This window comes from Chryseobacterium sp. OV279 (assembly GCF_900128945.1).
Taxonomy (GTDB): domain Bacteria; phylum Bacteroidota; class Bacteroidia; order Flavobacteriales; family Weeksellaceae; genus Chryseobacterium.
The window spans coordinates 216,609-238,344 of the sequence record NZ_FQUD01000005.1 but is presented as its reverse complement, the minus strand read 5'-3'; the positions used below and the strand labels follow the sequence as shown (position 1 = coordinate 238,344).

Sequence of the window (21,736 nt, the reverse complement as noted above, 5' to 3'; positions counted from 1 at the left end):
ACCAGTATTCCAACGGTTACCCGCTCAGCAAATCTTTATTGAACAGACTTACTTTTATAAGCCTTAAAAGAATACTGTAAAGGAGGCGTAAAGCTTAACAGATAGAAATATCAGATTAATTTATGTAAAATTAACATATATTTATTAAAAATATTCGTAAATTTATATAGTATTAATATCACTATTCATGACACTTATCCAAATCACCTATCACTATGAAAAAATTATTTACATCGGTTCTTATGGGGCTGGCAGTCCTTTCCTCAACAGCGTGTAAGCATCCGGGCAAAGAAGCGGAAATGCTTACCGAAGCTGTACCTGAAAACAAAGATGAGATCTCTAAAGACGTTTTCACGGACAATTACGGGGAAAAAATTGAAGTTACCATCAACCACACAAAAAACACAGCAACCGTACATCTGGAAGGCAAAACGTATGATCTTAAGAAAAGCGATGCTCTTCCTGAATACACGGCCAGTAATGAAGAATATCAGTATTCGGATATCAAAGGAAATATTACTTTACTGAAAAAAAATGTAGATATGGTTCTGTTTCATGCCAAGCGTGATCCCAAAGGGTCGGGATCTACAAAGATGGCTTCCTATTAACCTAAACTCACTATCCAACACACAAAATAATAAACTATGAAAAACTTGTATTACTATTTATCTGCTCTTTTTTTACTGGTATTTCTTACCGCATGTAAGACGCCACCGGCACAAAAGGCGACGACAGATATCATGGGAAAAACATGGAAACTTACGGAATTGAACGGACAGCCTATTCAGCTTAAGAATCCTAAAAGCAATCCTTATTTCAAGCTCAATACGGAAGGTATGAGATATGAAGGTAACGGCGGCTGTAATGGCGTTGGAGGTACTTTCGAAATCAAGCCTGAAATGATGAGAATCAAGTTTAACCAGGGAATGTCTACGATGATGGCCTGCGATGATCTTGAAACGGAACAGCTATTCACCAAAGCTTTGCTTGCTGCAGATAATTATTCTGTCAATGGCAATACACTGACCTTAAACAAGGCGAGAATGGCTCCTTTGGCTAAATTTGTTCTTCAGCCTTAATTGAATTTAAAATTTTACGATATACAAAGGTGGCTTCGAGTTTCTCAGCCACCTTTTTTATTTCTTATAGATCATATAACTTACCAGCAGACTTATATTGACTAAAACGGCAAATGCATTTGATAAAATAATAGGCAATTCGTCTTTCTTAAAACCATACCATACCCAGAGCGAAAGTCCTGAAATAAGGACCAACAGCATGACCAGAGAAATATCGTCCACATTCTTCTCTTTGATCACCTTGATCAGTTGGGGAATCATGGAAATGGAGGTAAGGACTCCGGCAATGATGCCAAGGGTATTTTCATTCATAGTTTTAATTTTTTTTTGTGAATGCCTTCTAGCTTTTAGCTTCTGGCTTAAATCTGTCAGTTGAAACTTCCTCATGTAACGGAATATTATCTTCAATAAACTTATACAGGCTGTGAGAGAAATAGCAGCCATTCAGGATTCCTCTTGCTCCAAGTCCATTAAAAACATATAGGTTTTTAAATGATCCATGTCTTCCGATGATGGGTCTTCTGTCTTTTACCGTTGGTCTGAAACCGAAATTCACCTCTTCTACTTCAAAATCATGTGGATAAATTTCAGACAGTCCGTTCACGAGCTGTGCTACTGCAGATTCGTCTACATGATGGTGCAATTGTTCTCTGTCGTAAGTTCCGCCGTAGAAATGAAGCCCGTTATCTGTCGGGAACAGGAAATGTTTCTTTTTTATGGTGATATCTTTTGGAATAGATTCTGAAAGTTTTACTTTAATATGGTGTCCTTTATTAGGAACTACTGCAATATCTGAAAAGAAAGGATTTTCTTTTACACCCATTCCTTCACAAAAGATCATATTTTTAAACTGAAGGTCTTTGTAAATTCCTTCAGAAGCTTCAACTTTTCCATAATCGAATTTTTCTCTGATCAGAAATTCTTTTTTTTCTAAAAAATCAAATAGATCTACGAAAAATCCACTTACTTTCAGTCTGGCAGACTGATTGACCTTTCCGGTGTTAAAGTCGTTTTTTACTACCTCTAAATGATCGAATTTTTCATCAAGAAAGCTGGAAAGCTCTTCATTTTTGGATTTCTTTACCCAAAGGTTCTGTTCATTCTCATCATGAAAAATTCTGTGGATCGGTGAATCGATCAGATAATTTTTTCCGGTGTAGGATTCTATCTCTGTCAAAGTATCTTTAAGAAAGTCGATCTGTTCCTGTGCTTTCCAGAATGTCGTGAATTTTTTGAGCACTACAGGATTGATAATTCCTGCAGAAACCTGGGAAGCACTCTTTCTGCCTTCTGAGAAAAGGACAAAAGATTTGTTATGCTTTATTAACTGATGAGCGAAAAACAACCCTGCATAGCCATCTCCAACGATGATATAGTCTATATGTTTCATAATAAAAAAAACCTGAGTAAAAGTACTCAGGTTTTATATAAATATCAAGTGAAATCTTAGTAATTCCACATATCATTTTCCATGCTAAGGATCTGATTTTTGATTCTTTCGCTTTCAGCTAACTGATCGTCAGCATCTTTAGGGATATAGTCCTTGATCGTACCGTCACCTAAACCGCTTGATGATTTGTAAATAACTGAAGAGAATCTTCTTGCATTGATGATATCATCGAATGAAAGGTCAGCAGAAGAGTTTTTTCTGTTGTACACAAAGTTGTTGGCCAACACGTCTCTTGCATTCGGATAGAAGATCCAGAACAGGTCGATCAGCTCGTCATTACTTGCAATCGGCTTACCATCTGGTCCAATAACTCCTTGTACAGCTGGATCTGGTCCCATTGCTGCAATACCAAGAGGTCTGTATTTCATCTGTCCGTCTCTCTTATCGATAAACCACATACCCATGATTTTAAGCACTTTTACTTTATCAGTAGTGGTCTTGAAAACGTCGGTATATTCTTTTTTCTCCTGCTCTGTTAATTGTCTTCCAGAGTTAAGGATATCAATAGCAGCATCATTGATGATTACTTTTTCCAGTCTCTTCTGGATACCTTCCGGCGTCAATTTCACCGTAAAGTTTTCGTCATCATAAACCTGCTCGATCTTTCCGCTTAAAGCAGCATCCAATAATAACTGGTACAGAGATCTTGTAGGTGTAGCAAGAAGTCCATCCGGATTGTCATAATAGAAAGGCTGGTTGATCTTATCATTCATATCAATGATCTCCCAAACAAACATACTCTTAAAGATATCTTTATCTTCTACAAAACCATATTCAAGAGGCTTTACTGTTTTATCAATAATAGTATCACCAACTTTTTGTTTGTTTTCCTCTCTCATCTGTCTGAACTCTTCCGGAGAAGCTGCGTTCAGAATAGTCTGGGATAAAGCGAATCCCGAAACTAATACTAAAAGGGTGCTAATATATTTTTTCATAATAAATTACAATTTTAGTCCTATGGAATATTAATGATTATAGGAGTAATGTTTTTAATAACCTGACCGTCCAGACCTTGAGCCGTAACTTTAATATCAAATATTGAAACTACATCTCCTGATCTAAGATTTTTCACTAATCCAGCGGCATCACTTAATGAACTTCCGTGAACTAATAATGCTGCTCTACCTGGTACTCTAACCATAAACTGAGTTACAGTGAATGAAACCGGGAAGTCAAAGTCAGGAATTGCTGCCTGTACCGTTTGATTCTGGATAGACGTAGCTGGCATAGATACCATACTCTGTCCTCTGATCTGACCTTGCGGCGGTGGTACATTCTTAATTCTATACTCAAATACCTGTGATACAGATTTTCCGTAAGGATCTATTCCTGATAATGTCAGTTTAACTGTATTACCCGAAGTTGGTTTCACACTCCATTTTCCTGGACCTGTATTTCTTACAGATGCTCCCGGAGCAGATAGTGAAAGTTTAGAATTGTCAGCCCCTAAGATTGATCCTGAAACAGGGTTCTCAAGTCCTCTATACATTACATTCATTTTATCTGCAGAAAGTAATAATCCTTTTTCAAGTTTTACTTCTCTTGGTCCTGCGATTACGTTATACGTGTGCGTCCATGGGAAACTTTGAGGTTTTCCTGAAGCATCCGTTAAAGTAATTGTTCCCCCCAGTTTGTGCTCGCCAATACCAGAACCTGAAATAGAGGTAATCCCTTTTCCGTTCTCTACTCTGCCTACCCCTGAGATCGCAATCTTGTTGCTTGTAGAATAAGTACCTAACATTACTTTTACTTCAGCCTGTTTTCCTGCCTGGATATCCACCGGACCTGAAACGATAGGCTCGTAGCTTGAGAATTTGATACTTGCATCCACTTTCTCCTGAAGTAATAATGCCAATGCATCAGACTGTACGTTTCTCGCATCATTCTGGATAATCTCTAAATTAGAGATCGCTGCGATCAACGGCTGGTGATAGAATTTATTCTGAAACCAAGTCTTGTCATTCGGAGATTTTCCTTTTGGATATTCAGCGATCAAAGATTTATTAGCTCTGTCTACTAAGTCTTTCAGCTGAGGATTATTTCCAAAAGTAGCATTGATGTAATTTCTTACGTCATCAATTTTAGCTTTTAAATCTAAAGCTCCTTTTGAAGGCGTATTCTCTTCTCCTTCTTTGAAGAAATATTCTGTAGTCGCTTCATTATTATTCAGCGCAGCGAAATTTTCGCTTACATCAATTTCTTTTCCTGTTTTTGGATCTTTATCATGAAAATCTGAAGTCATCTTTAAAGCATCCTTAATATCCTGAGCAGATTTTACCAAGACATCAATTTTACCTTTTAAAACTTTATAATTTCCCCAAGGCTGTGCATAAGTATCTGGTACCTGCATTGCTTTAGCCTCAAGGGTTTTTTCGAATATTTTTTCGTTCTTATTTTCTGTTAAAGTTCTTGTTTCATTCAATGCTCTGGTAGAGTCATAATATGATCTGATGATTTCTGCATCAATATTTAGGGCCATCATCGCGATGAACACCAAATACATTAGGTTGATCATCTTCTGACGAGGGGTCTGTTTTCCTTGTGCCATTCTCTTTTCTTTTGTTTTTGATTAAGTAGTTAAATTTCAGAAATGGTTAGGAATTAAGACTTCATAGCAGTAAGCATACCACCATAAACTCTATTTAAGCTGTTAAGATTAGTTGTTAAACCTTGTAACTCTTGATTGAATTTTTCAGATTGCTCTGCAGACTTCTGCATATCTGCTACATATTTGTTAGCAAATTCAGATTGTCTTTTACCGCTTTCAAGCTGCATTACGTATAAAGCGTTCATACTTTCCATATGCTGAGCTGCTTTGTTAAGCTGATCATTATATTTGTGAGTAGAAGCAGATACGTCAACAGTCTGGTTGATCTGGTCTACAGAGTTCGAGAACTTGTCAATACCAGTTCTCAGTCTGTCGAACAACTGAACATCCAGTTTTGCATCCTGAAGCATTTTGTCTAATTTGTTTGAAAGAGAATTTTCTAATTCTGCAAAATGCTGAGCATTATTTTTAGATGAAACATTAGAATGTAAAGGGTTTGGGTTAGCATGCTTATCTAATAGTTCAGGATAAACATTCTCCCATGCATAAGATTCTTCTGATTTTGGAGGGTCAAATGCGAAAATGATAAAGATAATAGCCTCCGTAATAAGTCCCACTGTAAGAGCGATATTACCATTAATTGGTCCCAAGGTAATGTGAGTAATTTTAAGCCAAGCTCCAAGAATTACAATTGCAGCACCGAATGAATAAAAGAAATTCATCCAAGCATCTTTAGTCTTAAACATATTAAGTTAGTTTTTTTAATGTTAAATAAAATTGTTATTGAAAAATAGTTGTCCGGTTAAATTATCTGTTAACTCTTCTTGGCTTAACAGCTGCTTCAGGAATATCCTGTACAGTTCTGAATCCGATATAGCTTCTTGCGGAATCTTTTCTTTCCCAATCTCTAGCACCTGTCATAAGGGCATATCCTATATCTTTCCAAGATCCACCTCTTACTGATCTCTTCGTATCCTTTGTATCTTTCGTAGAAGGATTTAAAGTAGATGAGAATCCGTAAGAAGAGTTGTTATACGCAGATGCTGTCCATTCAGAAACGTTTCCAGCCATATCAAATAACCCAAATCCATTTTTCTTAAATTTCTTTACTGGAGCTGTATATGTATAAGTACCTTTTTTCTCGTCTTCCATGTAGTTACCTCTCTTCGGTTTGAAGTTCGCCAGGTAGCAACCTCTGTCATCCATTAAATATGGACCACCCCAAGGGTAAGTAGCGTTTTGCATTCCACCTTTTGCAGCATATTCCCACTCAATCTCTGTAGGAAGACGGAACTGCAATGGTCTTTGTTTTCTTCTTTTTAAGCTTTCGTTGTAGTCAGTTTTCAGTTTAGATCTGAAGTAGCAGTATGCTCTTGCCTGATCCCAGGTTACCCCTACTACAGGATAATCTTTGTAGGCTTTGTGCCAGAAATACTGTTCGAACAACGGCTCGTTGTAAGTAAAGTGGAAATCATTTACCCATACCGTAGTATCAGGATAGATGGCAATGCTTGAACTCTTAAGGTAGTTAGCACCTCTTTCGTTGTCAGCAAGTGCTGCATCCATATCTCCCCACTGATAGCTGTATTTTAGTTTACTAACGTCTAAAATTCTTTCGTTTCCTATTCTAGAAGAAGCAGGCAGATACATAGACTCTAAAACTTCCGCATATTCTACATCAGGATACTTTCCAGTGCTCCAATGTAATGGGATTTTCCAGTCTAGTTTTTTGCTTGCATCATAACTTCCGTCATCTCTTCCTCCCTGTCCCTCTAAATATTCTTGATAAGGTGTTAAATTCTCTTCTTTTTTAGCAAGGTATGCATAGTCTCCTATACTTGCTCCTCTACGTCCACCTTCTTCACCGCCTTCCCCAGCAGCTTCGGCTAATAGAGTTCTCGCAATGGAATCTCTTACATAATTGATAAATACCCTGTACTCTGCGTTGGTAGTTTCCGCTTCATCCATGAAGAAAGAGGAGACCGTAACAGTTTTCAATGATGCTTTTTCAGGGGTATTTGTTGGATCCTGATCAGCAAGACCAGCAACAAATGAACCTGCTGGAATAGCCACCATTCCGAATGGTCTTTCCGCAACAAATGATTTCGTTTTTTCTCTTGGTATCAATTCTCCTTTCGTTCCAGGCTTCCCTACAGAAGAACTGCCACCACCTGAACAAGATACTGATGCTACCGACGCAGACAATAATAAAAGAAATATCCTTTTCATGTTAATTTTTATAATTAAGCCGTAAATATATAATTTTTTTAAGAAACTTTTAAGATTTTTTTTGAAATAACGGAAGAAATCTAAATTTATTTTATTTACAACTGTTTTTTATTCCACAGTTACCGATTTTGCCAGGTTTCTCGGCTGATCGACATTGGCCCCTCGGTATACAGCAATGTAGTAAGCTAATAGCTGTAGAGGCACTGATGCAACAATCGGTGAGAAACATTCTGAGGTCTCGGGAATTTCAATAACATAATCTGCCATTGCACTTACCTGCTTGTCTCCTTTATTTACGACAGCAATGACTTTTCCTTTTCTTGCCTTAATCTCCTGAACATTACTCACAATCTTATCATAGTGTCCTTTTTTAGGAGCAATGATAACGATTGGCATGTTCTCATCGATAAGGGCGATAGGGCCGTGCTTCATTTCAGCTGCAGGATATCCTTCTGCGTGAATATAAGAGATTTCCTTTAGTTTAAGAGCACCTTCCAGGGCTGCAGGATAGTTATATCCTCTTCCCAGATAAAGGAAGTTCGTAGCGCTGATAAAGTCTTTGGCAATATTTTGAGTCAGTTCGTGTGTCGTACTTAAAACTTCTTCGATCTTTTTAGGAATAGCATCCAGTTCAGCAATTAAGCTCATGAATTCAGCATTTCCTAAGTTACCGTTATGTTTTCCTAGTTTAAATGCAATCAGCGTAAGGATCGTAAGCTGTGCAGTAAATGCTTTTGTAGAAGCCACACCGATCTCAGGACCTGCATGGGTATATGAACCTGCATCTGTAATTCTTGCGATGGAAGAATCCACTACGTTACAGATACCATATATAAATGCTCCTTTTTCTTTTGCTAATTTCAATGCCGCCATTGTATCTGCAGTTTCTCCGGATTGGGAGATGGCAATAACAACGTCTTTATCTGTGATAATCGGGTTTCTGTATCTGAATTCTGATGCATATTCCACCTCTACCGGAATTCTGGCATATTCTTCAATAAGATATTCCCCGATAAGTCCTGCGTGCCATGAAGTTCCGCAAGCGATTATGATAATTCTATTGGCATTCTTGAATCTCTCTAAATGATCCCAGATTCCAGCCATTTTGATAACCCCTTCGTCTACAAGAAGTCTCCCTCTCATCGTGTCGTGTATGGATTTAGGCTGTTCAAAGATTTCCTTAAGCATAAAATGCTCGTATCCACCTTTTTCTATCTGCTCTAAGCTTAATTTAAGCTCCTGAATTTCAGGCTCAATCTTAGAGTTATCATTAATTGTTCTGATGTCTACCCCATTTTCCAATGAAATAGTAGCCATATGTCCTTCTTCAAGATAGATCGCCTCTTTTGTAAATTCTACGAAAGGAGACGCATCAGAAGCAATAAAATATTCTTTATCACCAAGTCCTATGGCTAGCGGAGAACCTAATCTTGCTACCACCAATACGCCCGGATAATCTTCGTGAAGTACTGTGATAGCATATGCTCCGTATACTTCATTCAAAGCATATCTTACTGCTGTAGGGAAATCTGTTTCTGAATTCACATCCATGAAATACTGGATAAGATTCACCAAAACTTCTGTATCTGTTTCAGATTTAAATGTAAATCCCTTTTCAGTAAGCATTGTTTTAATCGTATCATAGTTTTCTATAATACCATTATGCACAAGTGCTATCTTTCCACTATTTGATAAATGTGGGTGTGAATTTCTATCACTTGGTACCCCATGAGTAGCCCAACGGGTATGCCCCATTCCTATTTTAGCGGTACCTTTTAACTGCGCCGAAATATTGACCAAGTCATCTACCTTACCCTTTGTTTTTTCAACTTCAAATTTTTTATCTGAACCTTCTAAAACAATTCCTGCACTGTCATACCCTCTGTATTCTAATCTTCTAAGACCGTTGATCACAATGTCATACGCGTCCTGAAATCCTGTATATCCTACAATTCCGCACATATTTTTTCTAGTGTTTTTTTTATTTTTTAATACCGTAAGTGACTTTTAACTGAATGCTGTTTGGGTTATTTTTATCTGTCCCAACAAAAACGGCTCTTTCCATTTCAAATGCTCTGCTTGTAAACTTGTATCCCGCCAATGGTCCTGCCGCTGTATTTATAAACTGTCCCATATTGATAAGCAATGGGCTATTTGTTTTAACTTCATCAGTTTCCACGATATCCTTCACTGCTTTTGTTACTGTGAAATCATAGTAAGAAGGATTCTTATCTAAATCACCAGGAGCAAGCCAATTAGGGAAACCTGCAATCATATCAGACAGAAAGTTTGTAGGTTCAAGTAATGACGTTACATCATTTTTCTTTGCAGGAACGATAGTAAGGTTATTACCTGCTTTTCTAAATTTATTATACCATGCAGCATCTGTATAGATTCTGACCTTGGCACTCATGATGGCTGCTTTATTATCCTTGTACAGCTTTTTAAGATCCTGGATTGTAGCATCCGGAATCTGTACCGCAATAGAAGGCCCTCCCATTCCCTGTACAAAAAGTTGCTTATCACCATCAGTCGAATTGATTGCCAATCTCGCATCTGCCCATGCAGATCCTGTTCTGTCATATTCATACTTTCCTATACGTGCATTTCCTAAGCCTCCTTTCAACAGTAATTTGAATGTAGATTGTGGTCTTGTAATCGTACCGTTGTCGTTTTTTTCGTTGGTGTAATACATCACCACTTCCATATCATCCGGAGAGAACCTTAAGAGATATCCATCCGTTTCAGTCACAGAAAGTTTGATTCCTTTAAAGTATCTTGTAAAGTTAGCCGCATCCTGAAGTTCCGGCTTACCGCTTTTATCAAGGATTTTAGCCTGGAAGAAATCATTATCCAAACGAATTCTAAATCCTGCATCTGCAGTAAACAATGCTGAATTATCAGATTTTTTGGTAACCGTGTATGATTTTACATTTCCATCAAATACAGCAGAACCCAATGCTGTGCCCGTCCCTACGGTTGCGTTGGAATATTTGAAATTATTATCATTACCATCCAGGAAAGTTGTAATCTCATCTACATTGACATGCAGCAGTGTATTAGTTCCTCCGGCACCCAGCTTAGTTTTACCATACTTCACGTTGTAATTAACAGGGTAAGTCTTGACCTCTGTAGAAACAGGTGTAGAGACGGTTCCTATTAACACATTTTCATCTTTAGCACCCGAAGCTTTCACCGAATCCGCTACAAATGCAGGTTTCATTACCAGCACAACAGAATCTACTTTTGGATTTTTTCCAAAATCGAAATTATCGCTGCTCATTCTCAACTGGGAGATAAACGATGCCTTCTGCATTCCGAACTGTCCCTCGGAGAAAGCTCCGATAACTGCAACTCCGGTAGAAGTACCCGTCGTATTGATGATGCTGTAAAGTCTGCCAGCATCACTTCGTATGGAATCGTTATTATTAATATTATAAGCAACAAGGGGATATGAAGTTACATTACCCTCAGCAGCACCGCCAAGAAACAGCTGCTCACCCAGTGAATCCGCTTCCGGTTCACAATTATAAAGAAGAGCACTTCCTAAAACCGCCACAAAAAGCATGGCAAAAGTCCTTTTAACAGTATGAGTCATTAAAAATGTGTTTTTAATAAAGTTGGTTTATAGAATCTACGTCTACGTATTCTGATTTTGGAGCTGAAGTTTCATTGAAACCTTTATCAAGATCCTCGTCCAGGAACTCGTCTCCTTTTACCACCATGTCTACGTAATTCATACTTTCGATAACAAAATTTTTGATTGTCGGATTATCTAACGCTTTTAATCCTGAAATATTATCGAATGCTAGTTTTTCAGCGATATTTTTATCAAGATCCGCGTCCTTCTCATTGTATAAGGAAAGAACGATTTTGGCATCTTTGAAATACGTATCAGATTCGTAATATGTTTTAAGGTAAATTGGAACGAAAGAAGACATCCATCCGTTCAGGTGGATCACATCCGGCACCCAGTTCAGCTTTTTGATCGTCTCGATAACACCTCTTGCAAAGAAAATTGCTCTTTCGTCGTTATCATCAAAAGGATTCCCTTCGTCATCGACATAGTATTGCTTTCTTTTGAAGTATTCTTCGTTGTCAATAAAGTAAACCTGAAGTCTTTCCCCCGGAAGAGACGCTACTTTAATAATCAAAGGCTGGTCCAGGTCATTGATAATAATGTTCATTCCCGAAAGACGGATCACCTCATGAAGTTGGAATTTTCTTTCACTTATTTGTCCAAATCTTGGCATAAAAACTCTTACATCATTGCCTTCATTGTGCATCTTAAGTGCCATTTTGTTTACCACTGCAGCCATATTCGTATCTTCCTGATATGGATACATCTCTGTAGTAATGTACAGTATTTTTTGATTCGGCATAAATTTCTATCTATATTTTTGTAAAAATGCTTTAATGTGCAAAATTACAAAAAAACATCCAACATTATTTTAATTAACATTATTTTACGATAATTCCTATTTCCAAATTATTAAAAACTCATATAATTATGTGATATTTTTAGTATTTTTGAATTAGTATTAAAATAAACTATGGAAATTATAAAGAACAAGAAAACCCTTCAGGATTTCATTGAAAGACAGAAAGAAATGGGGAAAAAGATAGGCTTTGCCCCTACTATGGGCGCGCTCCATAAGGGCCATCTTTCCCTGTATGAAGAAGCCAGAAAAGATAATGACCTCGTAATTTCTTCAATTTTTGTAAATCCAACCCAATTTAATAATCCGGAAGACCTGGAAAAGTATCCGAGAGATATCAATCGTGATATTCTGATCCTCAAAAACTCAGGATTGGTAGATGCTGTGTACATCCCAGAGGTAGCCGATATTTATCCGGAAAAAACAGTAAGTCAGCATTATGATTTTGACGGACTGGAAAATGAAATGGAGGGAAAATCCAGACCGGGCCACTTTGACGGCGTAGGAACTGTGGTAGAAGAGCTTTTCAGACAGATCAAACCGGACAATGCCTATTTCGGGGAAAAAGACTTTCAGCAGCTTGCCATTATTAAGAAAATGGTGGAAAAGAAGCAGCTTCCCGTAAAGGTAACAGGCGTTTCTATTTACAGAGCTGAAAACGGTCTTGCCTTGAGCTCAAGAAACCAAAGACTTCACGAAGATCGAAAAGAAACTTCAAAAGTGATTTATCAGACCTTAATTAAAGTAAACGACTGGTTCCGGACCGTAACCATCCCTGAAATAAAAGAAAGAGTAACGGATATTTTCGATCATGAGCATGGAATGAAATTAGAATATTTTCTGATCGCTGATGAAGACACCCTGAAAGAAACCGATTTCTTCTATAAAGACAGAAAATACAGAGCATTCATCGTGGTTGTAGTGGATGGCGTGAGATTAATTGATAATATGCATCTGGATTAATATTAAACAAGTGTTCAACAAAATACACGTGTGTATTTTATATAAAAAGAAAAGCTCTGATCTTATAGACCAGAGCTTTTCTTTTCTGTACATACAGTATATACCAAAAAAAAATCAAAGGTCTCTTGAGGAAACCTTTGATACACCAAATCACAAAATATTAATATGAAAAAAATTTACTTTTCAGTAAACTTGTGACCCGGCTGGGATTCGAACCCAGGACCCATACATTAAAAGTGTATTGCTCTACCAGCTGAGCTACCGAGTCGGTCACTTTATCAACGATTGCATTTGAATAATAACCTTCGTTTTAGGAGGTGCAAAGATACAACTTTTTTTTACTCCTGCAATAGTTAATATAAGTTTTTTTATAAAAATCAAAGGTCTCTTGCGGAGACCTTTGAAACACCAAATCACAAAATATTAATATGAAAAAAATTTACTTTTCAGTAAACTTGTGACCCGGCTGGGATTCGAACCCAGGACCCATACATTAAAAGTGTATTGCTCTACCAGCTGAGCTACCGAGTCGGCCACAATTAAAAATGAAAATAAATTCATTAATAATCATTAAATATTCGTTGCAGTGCCTGCGACTGGACTCGAACCAGCACATCCTTAGGAAACCACCCCCTCAAGATGGCGTGTCTACCAATTTCACCACGCAGGCATTAAAAATTACAAAAATCTAGTAATCTTTTTCGCTTGTGACCCGGCTGGGATTCGAACCCAGGACCCATACATTAAAAGTGTATTGCTCTACCAGCTGAGCTACCGAGTCGGTCACTTTATCTACGATTTACATTTGAATAATGTCCCTCGTTTTCAGTGGTGCAAAGATATGTGTTTTTTCGTTATCTCAAAACTTTTTTGCAAATTTGTTTAAAAAAAATTCATGGTTATTTCACTGATCGGATACATGGGATGTGGCAAATCTCACATTTCCAAAATATTAAGCGACAAAATAAATTTTAGACTAATTGACCTCGATAAAGAGATTTCCAGGAGAAATAAATTAACCATTCCTGAGATTTTCGAAAAAAAGGGTGAAATCCACTTTAGAAAGCTGGAACGAGAGGCCTTGGAAGAGATTCTTGCATCGGAAGAAAATCTGGTTTTAAGCCTTGGAGGAGGAACTCCGGTTTACTATAATAATATGGAAATTATCAATAATAGTTCTAAAAGTATATTTTTAAGAGCGTCTGTCAATACTTTATTTGAAAGGCTCACCAAGCAGAAAGAAAAAAGGCCTTTAATTGCCAATATTTCTGATGAAGATCTGCCGGAATTTATTGCCAAGCATTTATTTGAGCGAAATGTATTTTACAGCAAAGCACAGTTCAGTGTCAATACAGATTCCAGAGATCCGGATGACATTGTTCAGGAAATAATAGAAAAGCTCTATCTCTAGAGCTTTTTTATTCTTAATCTTCGTTTTCGGTACTCTCATTTTCGGGTCCGTCCGCTGTTTCACCAAAGAAATCATCCCAGTCTGTAAAGTCTGAGGCAATGTCATTTCCTACATACTCATCCATATCTCTCCGGTCTCTTTTGGTAGGTCTTCCCTCCCCTTTAATCCTGTAATAGTCCTGTGACATTTTACGAAGTTTTAATAGTTCGTACTGCTCTTTATCCGTCACATCCTGTATGTGAAGGGGAACCAGCTTCGCTCCCAGCCTGCTTTTAGGAATCTGAATGACCTTTATTTTATAATCGATCTGATTTTTGCGGATCTTGATAACATCTCCTACTTTTACCTCTTTAGACGACTTTACGGCAGACGTTCCTATCGAAACTCTGTTCTTCTTAATTTCCTCTGTTGCAATACTTCTCGTCTTATAAAAACGAATGCACCATAAAAATTTATCTATTCTCATAATTTTTTATACTTTTGCCGTTATATTATTTGTAAAGTAATTAAAGTTTTTTGAAATGAAAAAAATATTTTTATATATCCTTGCGGGATCTTTATGTTTTTCTGCATGTAAGAAAGATGATGAAGTTGAAACTTATAAAGAACCGGATGACATCGCCGTTCAAAACAGTTATGACGATCAGGCCATTAAGAAGTTTATGAGCGAAAATTATCTGGATGCTCAGGGAAATATAAAACCTTTCAGTACAACGGATGCCAGTGATGATAATGAAAAGAAATTATCTGATATGCCTTATGAAACACTTCCTTCCGGAACGATATACATCATGAGAGATGGCGCACAGCCTTCCCCAAGCGAAGAAAAAACGATTGCTCCGAAAGACATTCTTACTGTCATGATGAGAACTACAGGGTATTTGGCGGGCAATACGGACGGAAATATTTCTTTCCTTTCTACACTTGCTATCACCAATACAATTAATGGTACCGGTCTTCCACTGGTGGACCCGATGTTTTATTATGTAAAGCAGTCTGTTTTAGATGCAGCTACTGCTACCGCTGCCAAACAGAGAAGTTATTACGAAATCGAAGGTTTCCAGGAAGCAATTCAAAAATTCAAAGCTTTTAACAACCTTCCAAGCGGATCACCTTATAATCTTCAGGGAGTCATTATAGTACCTTCCAGAGCAGCTTTCGCAAGAGATCCTCACTTCCCTTATAATGCTTCTTTTTCATTAAGAAACAATACTATTATTTTCAATTTCCAGGTATACGGAAGAGCAGACAGACCTGCAGGACAATAATAAACCTAACATAAACAAGATAACAAAACCGCCTTCAAATGAAGGCGGTTTTCGTTTTTATATACTTTTTTAATATTTTGCTTTCTGCTTTACATTTCCTAAAATATCAGGAAAATAAAGATCTGCCAGATGATCGAACTCATCTCCTCTCATAAACATGGTGGCATCTACTTCTTCGTAAGAACTTCTTCCTGCGGCTGCAATCAGTTCATTGCACGTGTGTAATGTATTTTTGTGGAAATGGTATACTCTTTCACTTTTATCAGTAACATCAAGACCTTTAACCAGCATTTTATCCTGAGTGGCCACTCCCGTAGGACAATTGTTATTGTTACATCTTAAAGCCTGGATACATCCCAGCGAGAACATAAATCCTCTTGCGTTATTACACATATCCGCACCCATTGCTACGGCTCTCAGAATATCTAAACTCGTCAGTACTTTTCCGCTGGCAATTACTCTTAATTTACTTCTTAAATTGTAATTATTCAGTGTTCTGTTAACGAAAATCAAAGCAGGCTCCAAAGGCATCCCTACTCCATCCGAGAATTCCGGCGGTGCAGCTCCTGTTCCTCCTTCTGCTCCATCTATCGTAATAAAATCAGGGTAGATTTTTAAAACATTCATCTGTACGCAGATATCTTCGAATTCTTTAGTATCACCGATACAAAGTTTAAAACCAACCGGTTTTCCTCCTGAAAGCTCTCTCAGCTGCTGAACAAACCTCAAAAGACCTGCAGCATCAGAAAATGAACTGTGGGACGGCGGTGAAATAACGGTCATTCCAGGAGTGACGTGACGGATCTTTGCAATCTCCGGTGTATTCTTCACACCCGGAAGTACACCACCATGTCCCGGCTTTGCCCCTTGAGACAGCTTAATTTCGACCATCTTTACATTAGGAAGGGTAGAATACTGTTTAAACAGTTCAGGGTTAAATTTCCCTTCTTCATTACGACACCCAAAATATCCGGTCCCGATCTGCCAGCAAAGGTCACCTCCTTCCATGTGATAGGGAGAAATACCTCCTTCTCCTGTGTTATGGTAGAAATTTCCTTTTTTAGCACCTCTGTTTAAAGACATCTGTGCTCTGTCGCTCAACGCTCCAAAACTCATCGCTGAGATATTGAAAAGTGAAGCATGGTAAGGCTGTGTACATTGCTCTCCGCCTACCCAAACTCTTGGCAGTTCTTCTACCGGAGATTTGGCATAGATGGAATGCTTGATGCCTTCATATTTTCTGTGATTAACTTCTAACTGTGTTCCAAAAGCAACAGTGTCACTTAAGTTCTTCGCACGTCTGTACACTGCAGAACGCTGGTTTCTGGGAAATGGCTTCCCGTCTGTCTCCCTTTCGATGAAATACTGCTGCATTTCTGGTGAAATACTTTCGAAAAAGTACCTGAAGTATCCCAGGACCGGGAAGTTCCTCAAAATAGCGTGTTTCGACTGGTAAGCATTGTAAACACCCAATGCATAGATGGCAGTTAACAGGATGGGTATCCAATAATGCGCTCTGATCAGTAATGCGACAATCCATGTAGCAGTTACTAATACAATTCCCCAAGATAAAAACTTATCTCTCATGAATGTAGTTATTTAAAGTTAAAATAAATTTAGTGGAATTTTTGCAAAGAGACTACGCTTTTGCTAAAAAACTTTCGAAGGATGACTGCACAGAAACCGTGCCATCTGACAGGATTTTTTCTAAATTTAGAAATTCAATCTGATTAACGAATGCGGGATCAAAATCTTTCTGGACTCTCACATAGTTTTCTGTGAAGCCATACATTTTGCCGTCTTTATTTTCGTGCTCCCAAAGAACAGGAAGCGTTTTTCCAAGTTGGGTCTGATAAAATGCCATCTTTTTCTTTTCAGAAAGTATTCTGAGCATTTTATTTCTTTTTTTTCTTTCAGGAATAGGAACGACACCGTCCATATCTGCTGCTTCCGTATTTTCTCTTTCAGAATAGGTGAATACGTGAAGATAAGTGATGGGAAGCTCATTCAGGAAGTTATACGTTTCCATGAATTTTTCTTCTGTTTCACCCGGGAATCCTACAATAACATCTACACCGATAGCCGCATCAGGCATTACCTCGCGGATCTTATTCACTCTGTCGTTATAGAGTTTCGTAAGATAGCGGCGTTTCATTTTTTTCAACAGATCATCGCATCCCGACTGTAGCGGAATGTGGAAATGCGGAACAAAACTTTTGCTTTTTGAAACAAGGTCAATACTTTCGTCTTTCAAAAGATTCGGCTCAATGGAAGAAATACGTATTCTTTCGATGCCTTCTACCTGATCAAGCTCTGAAATTAAGTCCAGGAAAGTATGTTCATGTCTCTTATTACCGAACTCACCTTTACCGTAATCACCGATATTCACACCGGTAAGAACGATTTCTTTGATGTCTCTTTCAGCAATTTCTTTGGCATTTTTAATGACGTTCTCGATGGTGTCTGAACGTGAAATTCCTCTTGCCAGTGGAATGGTACAGTAGGTACATTTGTAGTCGCATCCATCCTGTACTTTCAGGAAAGCTCTTGTTCTGTCACCGATTGAATAGCTTCCGATAAAGAAATCGGTTTCTTCAATTTCGCATGAATGAACAATTCCTTCATTATCCCTTTTTTCCAGGTCGTCAAGGTAGCTTAGAATATTGAATTTTTCTTTCGCTCCTAGGACAAGATCTACTCCATTGATCTGTGAGATTTCTTCAGGTTTCAATTGTGCATAACATCCAACAATCACCACCAGCCCTTCCGGATTGGCTTTCATGGCTCTCTTCACGTGAAGTTTACATTCACGGTCAGCGTTTTCAGTTACCGAACAGGTATTGATCACATAAACATCTGCCTTCTCATCAAAACTTACTTTGTCATAACCTGCATCTGTTAATTGACGGGCAATAGTAGATGTTTCCGCAAAATTTAATTTGCAGCCAAGTGTATGAAATGCGGCAGTTCCGTGAAAAGTAGACATTTTATTACTCCTGAATTTTCTGGGTGCAAAGATAGTAATTTTAATAATAATTCTGAATCGATTCAGTCTATTATTTATATTCATCCCTTATTTCAGGGCTGTTTTGAAAGCATACGGGTGATGAATTGGAATCTGCATTTTCATTGGAAAACCGGTCTTTCATTTCATTATTAAATTCCTGAGACTTGTTTCTTTCAATGGAAAGTGTTTTCCAGTCATCATTCTTCATCATTTTCGCAATATAAACGATCTGTCCGATATGGTACGGATAATGAGCCAACTGACGACAGACAGCATCCAAAACCGAATGGGCCTCACCTCTTAAATAAATGGTATGATGTATATTTTCATCATTAATCTGATCCAAACCTTCAAAAAGACATTTCCAGCCTGCTTCCCAGCAATCAATCACTTCCTGTTTGGTCGTAAAGGTATTGACAAATTCATCATCGCGGTTACGCCACGGCTTTTCTCCGTCTTCCGTCAGGAAATTCGTCCATCTTGAAAGCATATTTCCACCGATATGTTTTACGATAACGGCTATGGAATTACTTTCATCATTATACTGCCAGAAAATCTGTTCATCAGAAAGCTGTCCGAATGATTTATCCCCGAGAGATTTATAGTACTGAAACCGTTTTATAAAAAGATCTTTCATGATATTGAAAATAAAAACCAAGTTAGCAATTTTCCCGTATATATAAGGTAAACGACAAACATGGTGTGTAAAATAAACGACTTTATGAAGGATCTTAATTCGTTAAAAATTGAACATCTTGAAAAATGGTTCACCGATGAAAGCACGATCTGGATTCCTCCCTCTAAAGAAATTTCGGGAAAGAGCAGGATATTAGCCTTATTCAGAGCAATATTCAGACGGTATGATTCGATTGAATGGCAGGTTTTTGAAATTTTTCCATTGGGTAATCAGAAGTATTTTTATCAGACGAAATCTTATGGAAGTATGATTAACAAAGGAGTTTATGAAAATAATATCTGCACGGTCGTTCATTTTTCAGAGGAAGGAAAAATCATTTATCTCTCTGATTATTTTAAAGATACAAAGGCGTTCAATTAAATTTCCCTCTAATAAAAGAATAAAACCACTTCTTTCGAAATGGTTTTACCTCAATAGTTTATTATTAAAAAAGCTTAATCTCTGTTTTTGACCACAATCCAACCTGAATATTTGATTGGTGTACTCATTTTATCATTCTCGTTCCAGCCCACGGAATACCAGTAGTTTCCTGTAGCAACTTTCACGCCGCCTCTGGTGTTTCCTTCCCATTTGTAGCCGGTAGATTTATCCACCTGGAAGATCATATTTCCATAACGGTCGAAAATATTCATCACTAGGTTTTTCTTATTTGCCAGGGCGGAATAATCAATAATATCGTTATATCCGTCGCCATTTGGCGTGATGACATTTACAAGATTAGGCACCACGATGCTGATATCTATAGGATCACAGTCGTAGGAATCTTTTACGTATATCGTGGCATCTCCTCTTTTAAGGTTAGTAAAGACGTTGGAATCCTGCCAGTTGATATTATCCAAAGAGTATTTGTAAGCCGGTGTTCCTCCTATCACATATACCGTAACCGTAGTGTTTGAAATTTCAATATTCGAAACTACAGGCTGCTCAGAAGGATATACTTTTACATTCTGCACCACCGTACAGTCACCAGTTTTAAGTTTTACCCAATACGTTCCCACGCCAACATTAGTGATGGTCTGCGTTGTAGCGCCGGTACTCCATAAGTAGCTGTTGAATCCAGGTCCTGCATCCAGGGTCGTTTTGTCTTCTACACAAATAATCTTGTCTTTAAGAGTGGTTGAATAAACAGGTGGAATCACTACCAGTGTTACTTTAGCGATATTATAACAGCCCTGAGCATTGGAAACCCTTACATACACTACTCCGCTTGGAGCAATATAGGCTGTACCCGTTAAAATTTCATTAGTCTGATTCGCTGCATCCGTTGCAGAAGGAAAGTATTTTTTCACCACCCCGGTCACTCCCGTTACAGGTGCAGATGTAAGATTGAAAGATGCCGTAGATGGACTGCTCTCGATAGAACATGATCTTAAGGTAGCATCCGTCACCGTCACTACAGGATGAAATTTCAACGTGATCTGTGCAATACCACTGCATCCGAATGTGGACGTCACTTTTACGTAAATCGTCGCTTCAGCAGAAATAAATGCCATCGGATTCGTGATTTCATTGATACCGGCATTCAGATCGGAAAGCGTGTTGTAGTATTTTTTGGTTACCGTCGGATCTGCAAAAACATCCGCTGTTGTAAGGTCATACAGTGCGGTTCCTGCATTATTATTGTTACATTGGGTCAACGTAGCATTTTTCGTAGTGATTTTACCGTCTCTGAATTTAAAGGTTCCAATCTGCTTACATTTATTAAGCGGACTGGTCGGATTGGCCGGATCTGTGTAGCCAATGCTGTAGTAGTAAACGGACGTCATATTGACCAAAGTAGGAACGGTAATCGCATTATTTCCTGTTAGTGCATCATTCTGGCTTGTATGATAACTCACATAAAAATTAGGATTTCCATTAAGAATTCCTGCAGTCAGTGTGGAGAAATCAAATACTGCCGGATTAACGCATACCACCACTTCTCTCGGATCTGCAGGGTTGGCCGCAGGAACTCCCGGAGGCGTAAACGGATAAGGCTGTGTAGCCGGATCTGTAAACGGAGATGCCAGTGTTGCCGTACCGCCCCATGTTAAAGCAAAAGGAGCTATCGTAGGATTAAAGACATCCACCCAGTTATCGATGTATAAATAATAGGTCTGACCTGCCAGAACATCCATATACTTACAATATGGTGTTGGTGAACCTCCAAGTGCATTGGTAATGGTACTTGTCATATTCATTCCCGTAGACGCTCCTACTCCAACCACCGTTGCAGCATTACAGCGGATGGGTGATCCCAAACTTCCGCAAGAAACATTAGGTCCGTAAATAGCCCAGTCATAGTCGGCTCCCGGATCATTCGGAACCAGATCAAAAGTAAGCGTTCCACTGGTCGCAATGGTAAGTTTGTACCAGATTGAATTATGCTCACCGGATGACAGGCATCCTCCCAAATTTTCATTCACAGCGCCTATTCCCAGAGGACTATAGGTAATATTAGAGTTTCCGCAGACCGCAAGGGCCGTAGCACAATCTGCCTGAGCAAAGAAAGCACGCGATATACCGAAAAAAATAAGAAGTAAAAGTTTTTTCATAGATATATAGTTTTTGGTGAATATAATGTGAAAAACACATGATATGTATTGATTTACAACACATACATCAAATATACCTATATTTTAATCACAAACAATGGATTTTTAAAA

General features: G+C 38.1%; 20 protein-coding genes and 4 tRNA genes. 6 read left to right on the top strand and 18 right to left on the bottom strand.

What is annotated here, in order from left to right; translation table 11 throughout:
- The first annotated feature begins 215 nt into the window (after positions 1-215).
- A complete protein-coding gene (locus tag BUA72_RS22480; RefSeq protein WP_072925346.1) occupies positions 216-608 on the top strand; it encodes a hypothetical protein in 393 nt (130 codons plus the stop codon).
- 36 nt (positions 609-644) lie between these two features.
- Entirely contained in the window at positions 645-1,079 is a 435-nt protein-coding gene (locus BUA72_RS22475; protein WP_072925344.1) for an META domain-containing protein, read from the top strand.
- A 57-nt stretch (positions 1,080-1,136) separates the two neighbouring features.
- Here BUA72_RS22475 and BUA72_RS22470 read toward each other — a convergent pair whose 3' ends face one another.
- The 9 genes from BUA72_RS22470 to BUA72_RS22430 all read right to left on the bottom strand — a co-directional run bounded on the left by BUA72_RS22470 (position 1,137) and on the right by BUA72_RS22430 (position 11,688).
- Positions 1,137-1,391 (bottom strand): SemiSWEET transporter, encoded by a 255-nt coding sequence (locus BUA72_RS22470; RefSeq protein WP_072925341.1) that lies wholly within the window; start codon positions 1,389-1,391, stop codon positions 1,137-1,139.
- 28 nt (positions 1,392-1,419) lie between these two features.
- Positions 1,420-2,469, bottom strand: coding sequence for an NAD(P)/FAD-dependent oxidoreductase (locus tag BUA72_RS22465; RefSeq protein WP_072925338.1), 1,050 nt, complete (start codon positions 2,467-2,469; stop codon positions 1,420-1,422).
- Positions 2,470-2,525: 56 nt separating this feature from the next.
- A complete protein-coding gene (gene gldN / locus BUA72_RS22460) occupies positions 2,526-3,464 on the bottom strand; it encodes a type IX secretion system ring subunit PorN/GldN (RefSeq protein WP_047454968.1) in 939 nt (312 codons plus the stop codon).
- A gap of 20 nt (positions 3,465-3,484) precedes the next feature.
- On the bottom strand, positions 3,485-5,077 hold the full coding sequence (locus BUA72_RS22455; protein WP_072925335.1) for a type IX secretion system motor protein PorM/GldM: 1,593 nt from the start codon (positions 5,075-5,077) through the stop codon (positions 3,485-3,487).
- Between the two features lie 53 nt (positions 5,078-5,130).
- Positions 5,131-5,823 (bottom strand): type IX secretion system motor protein PorL/GldL, encoded by a 693-nt coding sequence (gldL, locus tag BUA72_RS22450; protein WP_034727075.1) that lies wholly within the window; start codon positions 5,821-5,823, stop codon positions 5,131-5,133.
- A gap of 61 nt (positions 5,824-5,884) precedes the next feature.
- The gene (gldK, locus tag BUA72_RS22445; protein WP_034727076.1) at positions 5,885-7,306 is read right to left on the bottom strand and encodes a T9SS ring complex lipoprotein PorK/GldK; all 1,422 of its coding nucleotides are present in this window, start codon (positions 7,304-7,306) and stop codon (positions 5,885-5,887) included.
- A gap of 108 nt (positions 7,307-7,414) precedes the next feature.
- Positions 7,415-9,268, bottom strand: a complete 1,854-nt coding sequence (gene glmS, locus BUA72_RS22440; protein WP_072925333.1) for a glutamine--fructose-6-phosphate transaminase (isomerizing) — start codon at positions 9,266-9,268, stop codon at positions 7,415-7,417.
- A gap of 19 nt (positions 9,269-9,287) precedes the next feature.
- Positions 9,288-10,904 (bottom strand): DUF4270 family protein, encoded by a 1,617-nt coding sequence (locus BUA72_RS22435; protein WP_083544273.1) that lies wholly within the window; start codon positions 10,902-10,904, stop codon positions 9,288-9,290.
- Between the two features lie 13 nt (positions 10,905-10,917).
- On the bottom strand, positions 10,918-11,688 hold the full coding sequence (locus BUA72_RS22430) for a glycogen/starch synthase (protein WP_047454959.1): 771 nt from the start codon (positions 11,686-11,688) through the stop codon (positions 10,918-10,920).
- A 171-nt stretch (positions 11,689-11,859) separates the two neighbouring features.
- Here BUA72_RS22430 and panC point away from each other — a divergent pair, with 171 nt between their 5' ends.
- Entirely contained in the window at positions 11,860-12,708 is an 849-nt protein-coding gene (panC, locus tag BUA72_RS22425) for a pantoate--beta-alanine ligase (RefSeq protein ID WP_047454958.1), read from the top strand.
- Positions 12,709-12,903: 195 nt separating this feature from the next.
- Here panC and BUA72_RS22420 read toward each other — a convergent pair.
- The 4 genes from BUA72_RS22420 to BUA72_RS22405 form a co-directional block, all read right to left on the bottom strand.
- Positions 12,904-12,976: transfer RNA gene (locus tag BUA72_RS22420), tRNA-Lys, on the bottom strand.
- A gap of 190 nt (positions 12,977-13,166) precedes the next feature.
- Positions 13,167-13,239 (bottom strand) — tRNA-Lys (locus BUA72_RS22415).
- A gap of 56 nt (positions 13,240-13,295) precedes the next feature.
- A tRNA-Leu gene (locus BUA72_RS22410) sits at positions 13,296-13,378 on the bottom strand.
- A 38-nt stretch (positions 13,379-13,416) separates the two neighbouring features.
- Positions 13,417-13,489 (bottom strand) — tRNA-Lys (locus tag BUA72_RS22405).
- Positions 13,490-13,603: 114 nt separating this feature from the next.
- Between BUA72_RS22405 and BUA72_RS22400 the strand changes: the two genes are divergently transcribed.
- Positions 13,604-14,119, top strand: a complete 516-nt coding sequence (locus BUA72_RS22400; RefSeq protein WP_047454923.1) for a shikimate kinase — start codon at positions 13,604-13,606, stop codon at positions 14,117-14,119.
- A 13-nt stretch (positions 14,120-14,132) separates the two neighbouring features.
- Here the strand turns inward: BUA72_RS22400 and BUA72_RS22395 are convergent, their stop codons facing one another.
- Positions 14,133-14,585, bottom strand: a complete 453-nt coding sequence (locus BUA72_RS22395) for an RNA-binding S4 domain-containing protein (RefSeq protein ID WP_047454920.1) — start codon at positions 14,583-14,585, stop codon at positions 14,133-14,135.
- A gap of 55 nt (positions 14,586-14,640) precedes the next feature.
- Here BUA72_RS22395 and BUA72_RS22390 point away from each other — a divergent pair, with 55 nt between their 5' ends.
- Positions 14,641-15,387, top strand: a complete 747-nt coding sequence (locus BUA72_RS22390) for a hypothetical protein (protein ID WP_072925328.1) — start codon at positions 14,641-14,643, stop codon at positions 15,385-15,387.
- A gap of 69 nt (positions 15,388-15,456) precedes the next feature.
- Here BUA72_RS22390 and BUA72_RS22385 read toward each other — a convergent pair whose 3' ends face one another.
- From BUA72_RS22385 to BUA72_RS22375, 3 genes are all read right to left on the bottom strand, one after another.
- A complete protein-coding gene (locus BUA72_RS22385; protein WP_034727087.1) occupies positions 15,457-16,974 on the bottom strand; it encodes an FMN-binding glutamate synthase family protein in 1,518 nt (505 codons plus the stop codon).
- Positions 16,975-17,026: 52 nt separating this feature from the next.
- The gene (gene mtaB, locus BUA72_RS22380; protein ID WP_072925326.1) at positions 17,027-18,373 is read right to left on the bottom strand and encodes a tRNA (N(6)-L-threonylcarbamoyladenosine(37)-C(2))-methylthiotransferase MtaB; all 1,347 of its coding nucleotides are present in this window, start codon (positions 18,371-18,373) and stop codon (positions 17,027-17,029) included.
- Positions 18,374-18,443: 70 nt separating this feature from the next.
- Positions 18,444-19,031: a DUF1572 domain-containing protein gene (locus BUA72_RS22375; protein ID WP_072925323.1), complete on the bottom strand. Its 588-nt coding sequence runs from the start codon at positions 19,029-19,031 to the stop codon at positions 18,444-18,446.
- Between the two features lie 84 nt (positions 19,032-19,115).
- On the opposite strand from BUA72_RS22375, the gene BUA72_RS22370 reads away from it, so the two are divergent.
- On the top strand, positions 19,116-19,451 hold the full coding sequence (locus tag BUA72_RS22370) for a nuclear transport factor 2 family protein (protein WP_139259668.1): 336 nt from the start codon (positions 19,116-19,118) through the stop codon (positions 19,449-19,451).
- A gap of 74 nt (positions 19,452-19,525) precedes the next feature.
- Here the strand turns inward: BUA72_RS22370 and BUA72_RS22365 are convergent, their stop codons facing one another.
- A complete protein-coding gene (locus BUA72_RS22365) occupies positions 19,526-21,625 on the bottom strand; it encodes a T9SS type B sorting domain-containing protein (RefSeq protein WP_072925318.1) in 2,100 nt (699 codons plus the stop codon).
- Positions 21,626-21,736: the final 111 nt, after the last annotated feature.

Bases quoted from the DNA above. Each gene is read 5' to 3' on its own strand.
- BUA72_RS22480 (WP_072925346.1), top strand. From the start codon at position 216: ATGAAAAAATTATTTACATCGGTTCTTATGGGGCTGGCAGTCCTTTCC.
- BUA72_RS22475 (WP_072925344.1), top strand. From the start codon at position 645: ATGAAAAACTTGTATTACTATTTATCTGCTCTTTTTTTACTGGTATTT.
- BUA72_RS22470 (WP_072925341.1), bottom strand. From the start codon at position 1,391: ATGAATGAAAATACCCTTGGCATCATTGCCGGAGTCCTTACCTCCATT.
- BUA72_RS22465 (WP_072925338.1), bottom strand. From the start codon at position 2,469: ATGAAACATATAGACTATATCATCGTTGGAGATGGCTATGCAGGGTTG.
- gldN (WP_047454968.1), bottom strand. From the start codon at position 3,464: ATGAAAAAATATATTAGCACCCTTTTAGTATTAGTTTCGGGATTCGCT.
- BUA72_RS22455 (WP_072925335.1), bottom strand. From the start codon at position 5,077: ATGGCACAAGGAAAACAGACCCCTCGTCAGAAGATGATCAACCTAATG.
- gldL (WP_034727075.1), bottom strand. From the start codon at position 5,823: ATGTTTAAGACTAAAGATGCTTGGATGAATTTCTTTTATTCATTCGGT.
- gldK (WP_034727076.1), bottom strand. From the start codon at position 7,306: ATGAAAAGGATATTTCTTTTATTATTGTCTGCGTCGGTAGCATCAGTA.
- glmS (WP_072925333.1), bottom strand. From the start codon at position 9,268: ATGTGCGGAATTGTAGGATATACAGGATTTCAGGACGCGTATGACATT.
- BUA72_RS22435 (WP_083544273.1), bottom strand. From the start codon at position 10,904: ATGACTCATACTGTTAAAAGGACTTTTGCCATGCTTTTTGTGGCGGTT.
- BUA72_RS22430 (WP_047454959.1), bottom strand. From the start codon at position 11,688: ATGCCGAATCAAAAAATACTGTACATTACTACAGAGATGTATCCATAT.
- panC (WP_047454958.1), top strand. From the start codon at position 11,860: ATGGAAATTATAAAGAACAAGAAAACCCTTCAGGATTTCATTGAAAGA.
- BUA72_RS22400 (WP_047454923.1), top strand. From the start codon at position 13,604: ATGGTTATTTCACTGATCGGATACATGGGATGTGGCAAATCTCACATT.
- BUA72_RS22395 (WP_047454920.1), bottom strand. From the start codon at position 14,585: ATGAGAATAGATAAATTTTTATGGTGCATTCGTTTTTATAAGACGAGA.
- BUA72_RS22390 (WP_072925328.1), top strand. From the start codon at position 14,641: ATGAAAAAAATATTTTTATATATCCTTGCGGGATCTTTATGTTTTTCT.
- BUA72_RS22385 (WP_034727087.1), bottom strand. From the start codon at position 16,974: ATGAGAGATAAGTTTTTATCTTGGGGAATTGTATTAGTAACTGCTACA.
- mtaB (WP_072925326.1), bottom strand. From the start codon at position 18,373: ATGTCTACTTTTCACGGAACTGCCGCATTTCATACACTTGGCTGCAAA.
- BUA72_RS22375 (WP_072925323.1), bottom strand. From the start codon at position 19,031: ATGAAAGATCTTTTTATAAAACGGTTTCAGTACTATAAATCTCTCGGG.
- BUA72_RS22370 (WP_139259668.1), top strand. From the start codon at position 19,116: ATGAAGGATCTTAATTCGTTAAAAATTGAACATCTTGAAAAATGGTTC.
- BUA72_RS22365 (WP_072925318.1), bottom strand. From the start codon at position 21,625: ATGAAAAAACTTTTACTTCTTATTTTTTTCGGTATATCGCGTGCTTTC.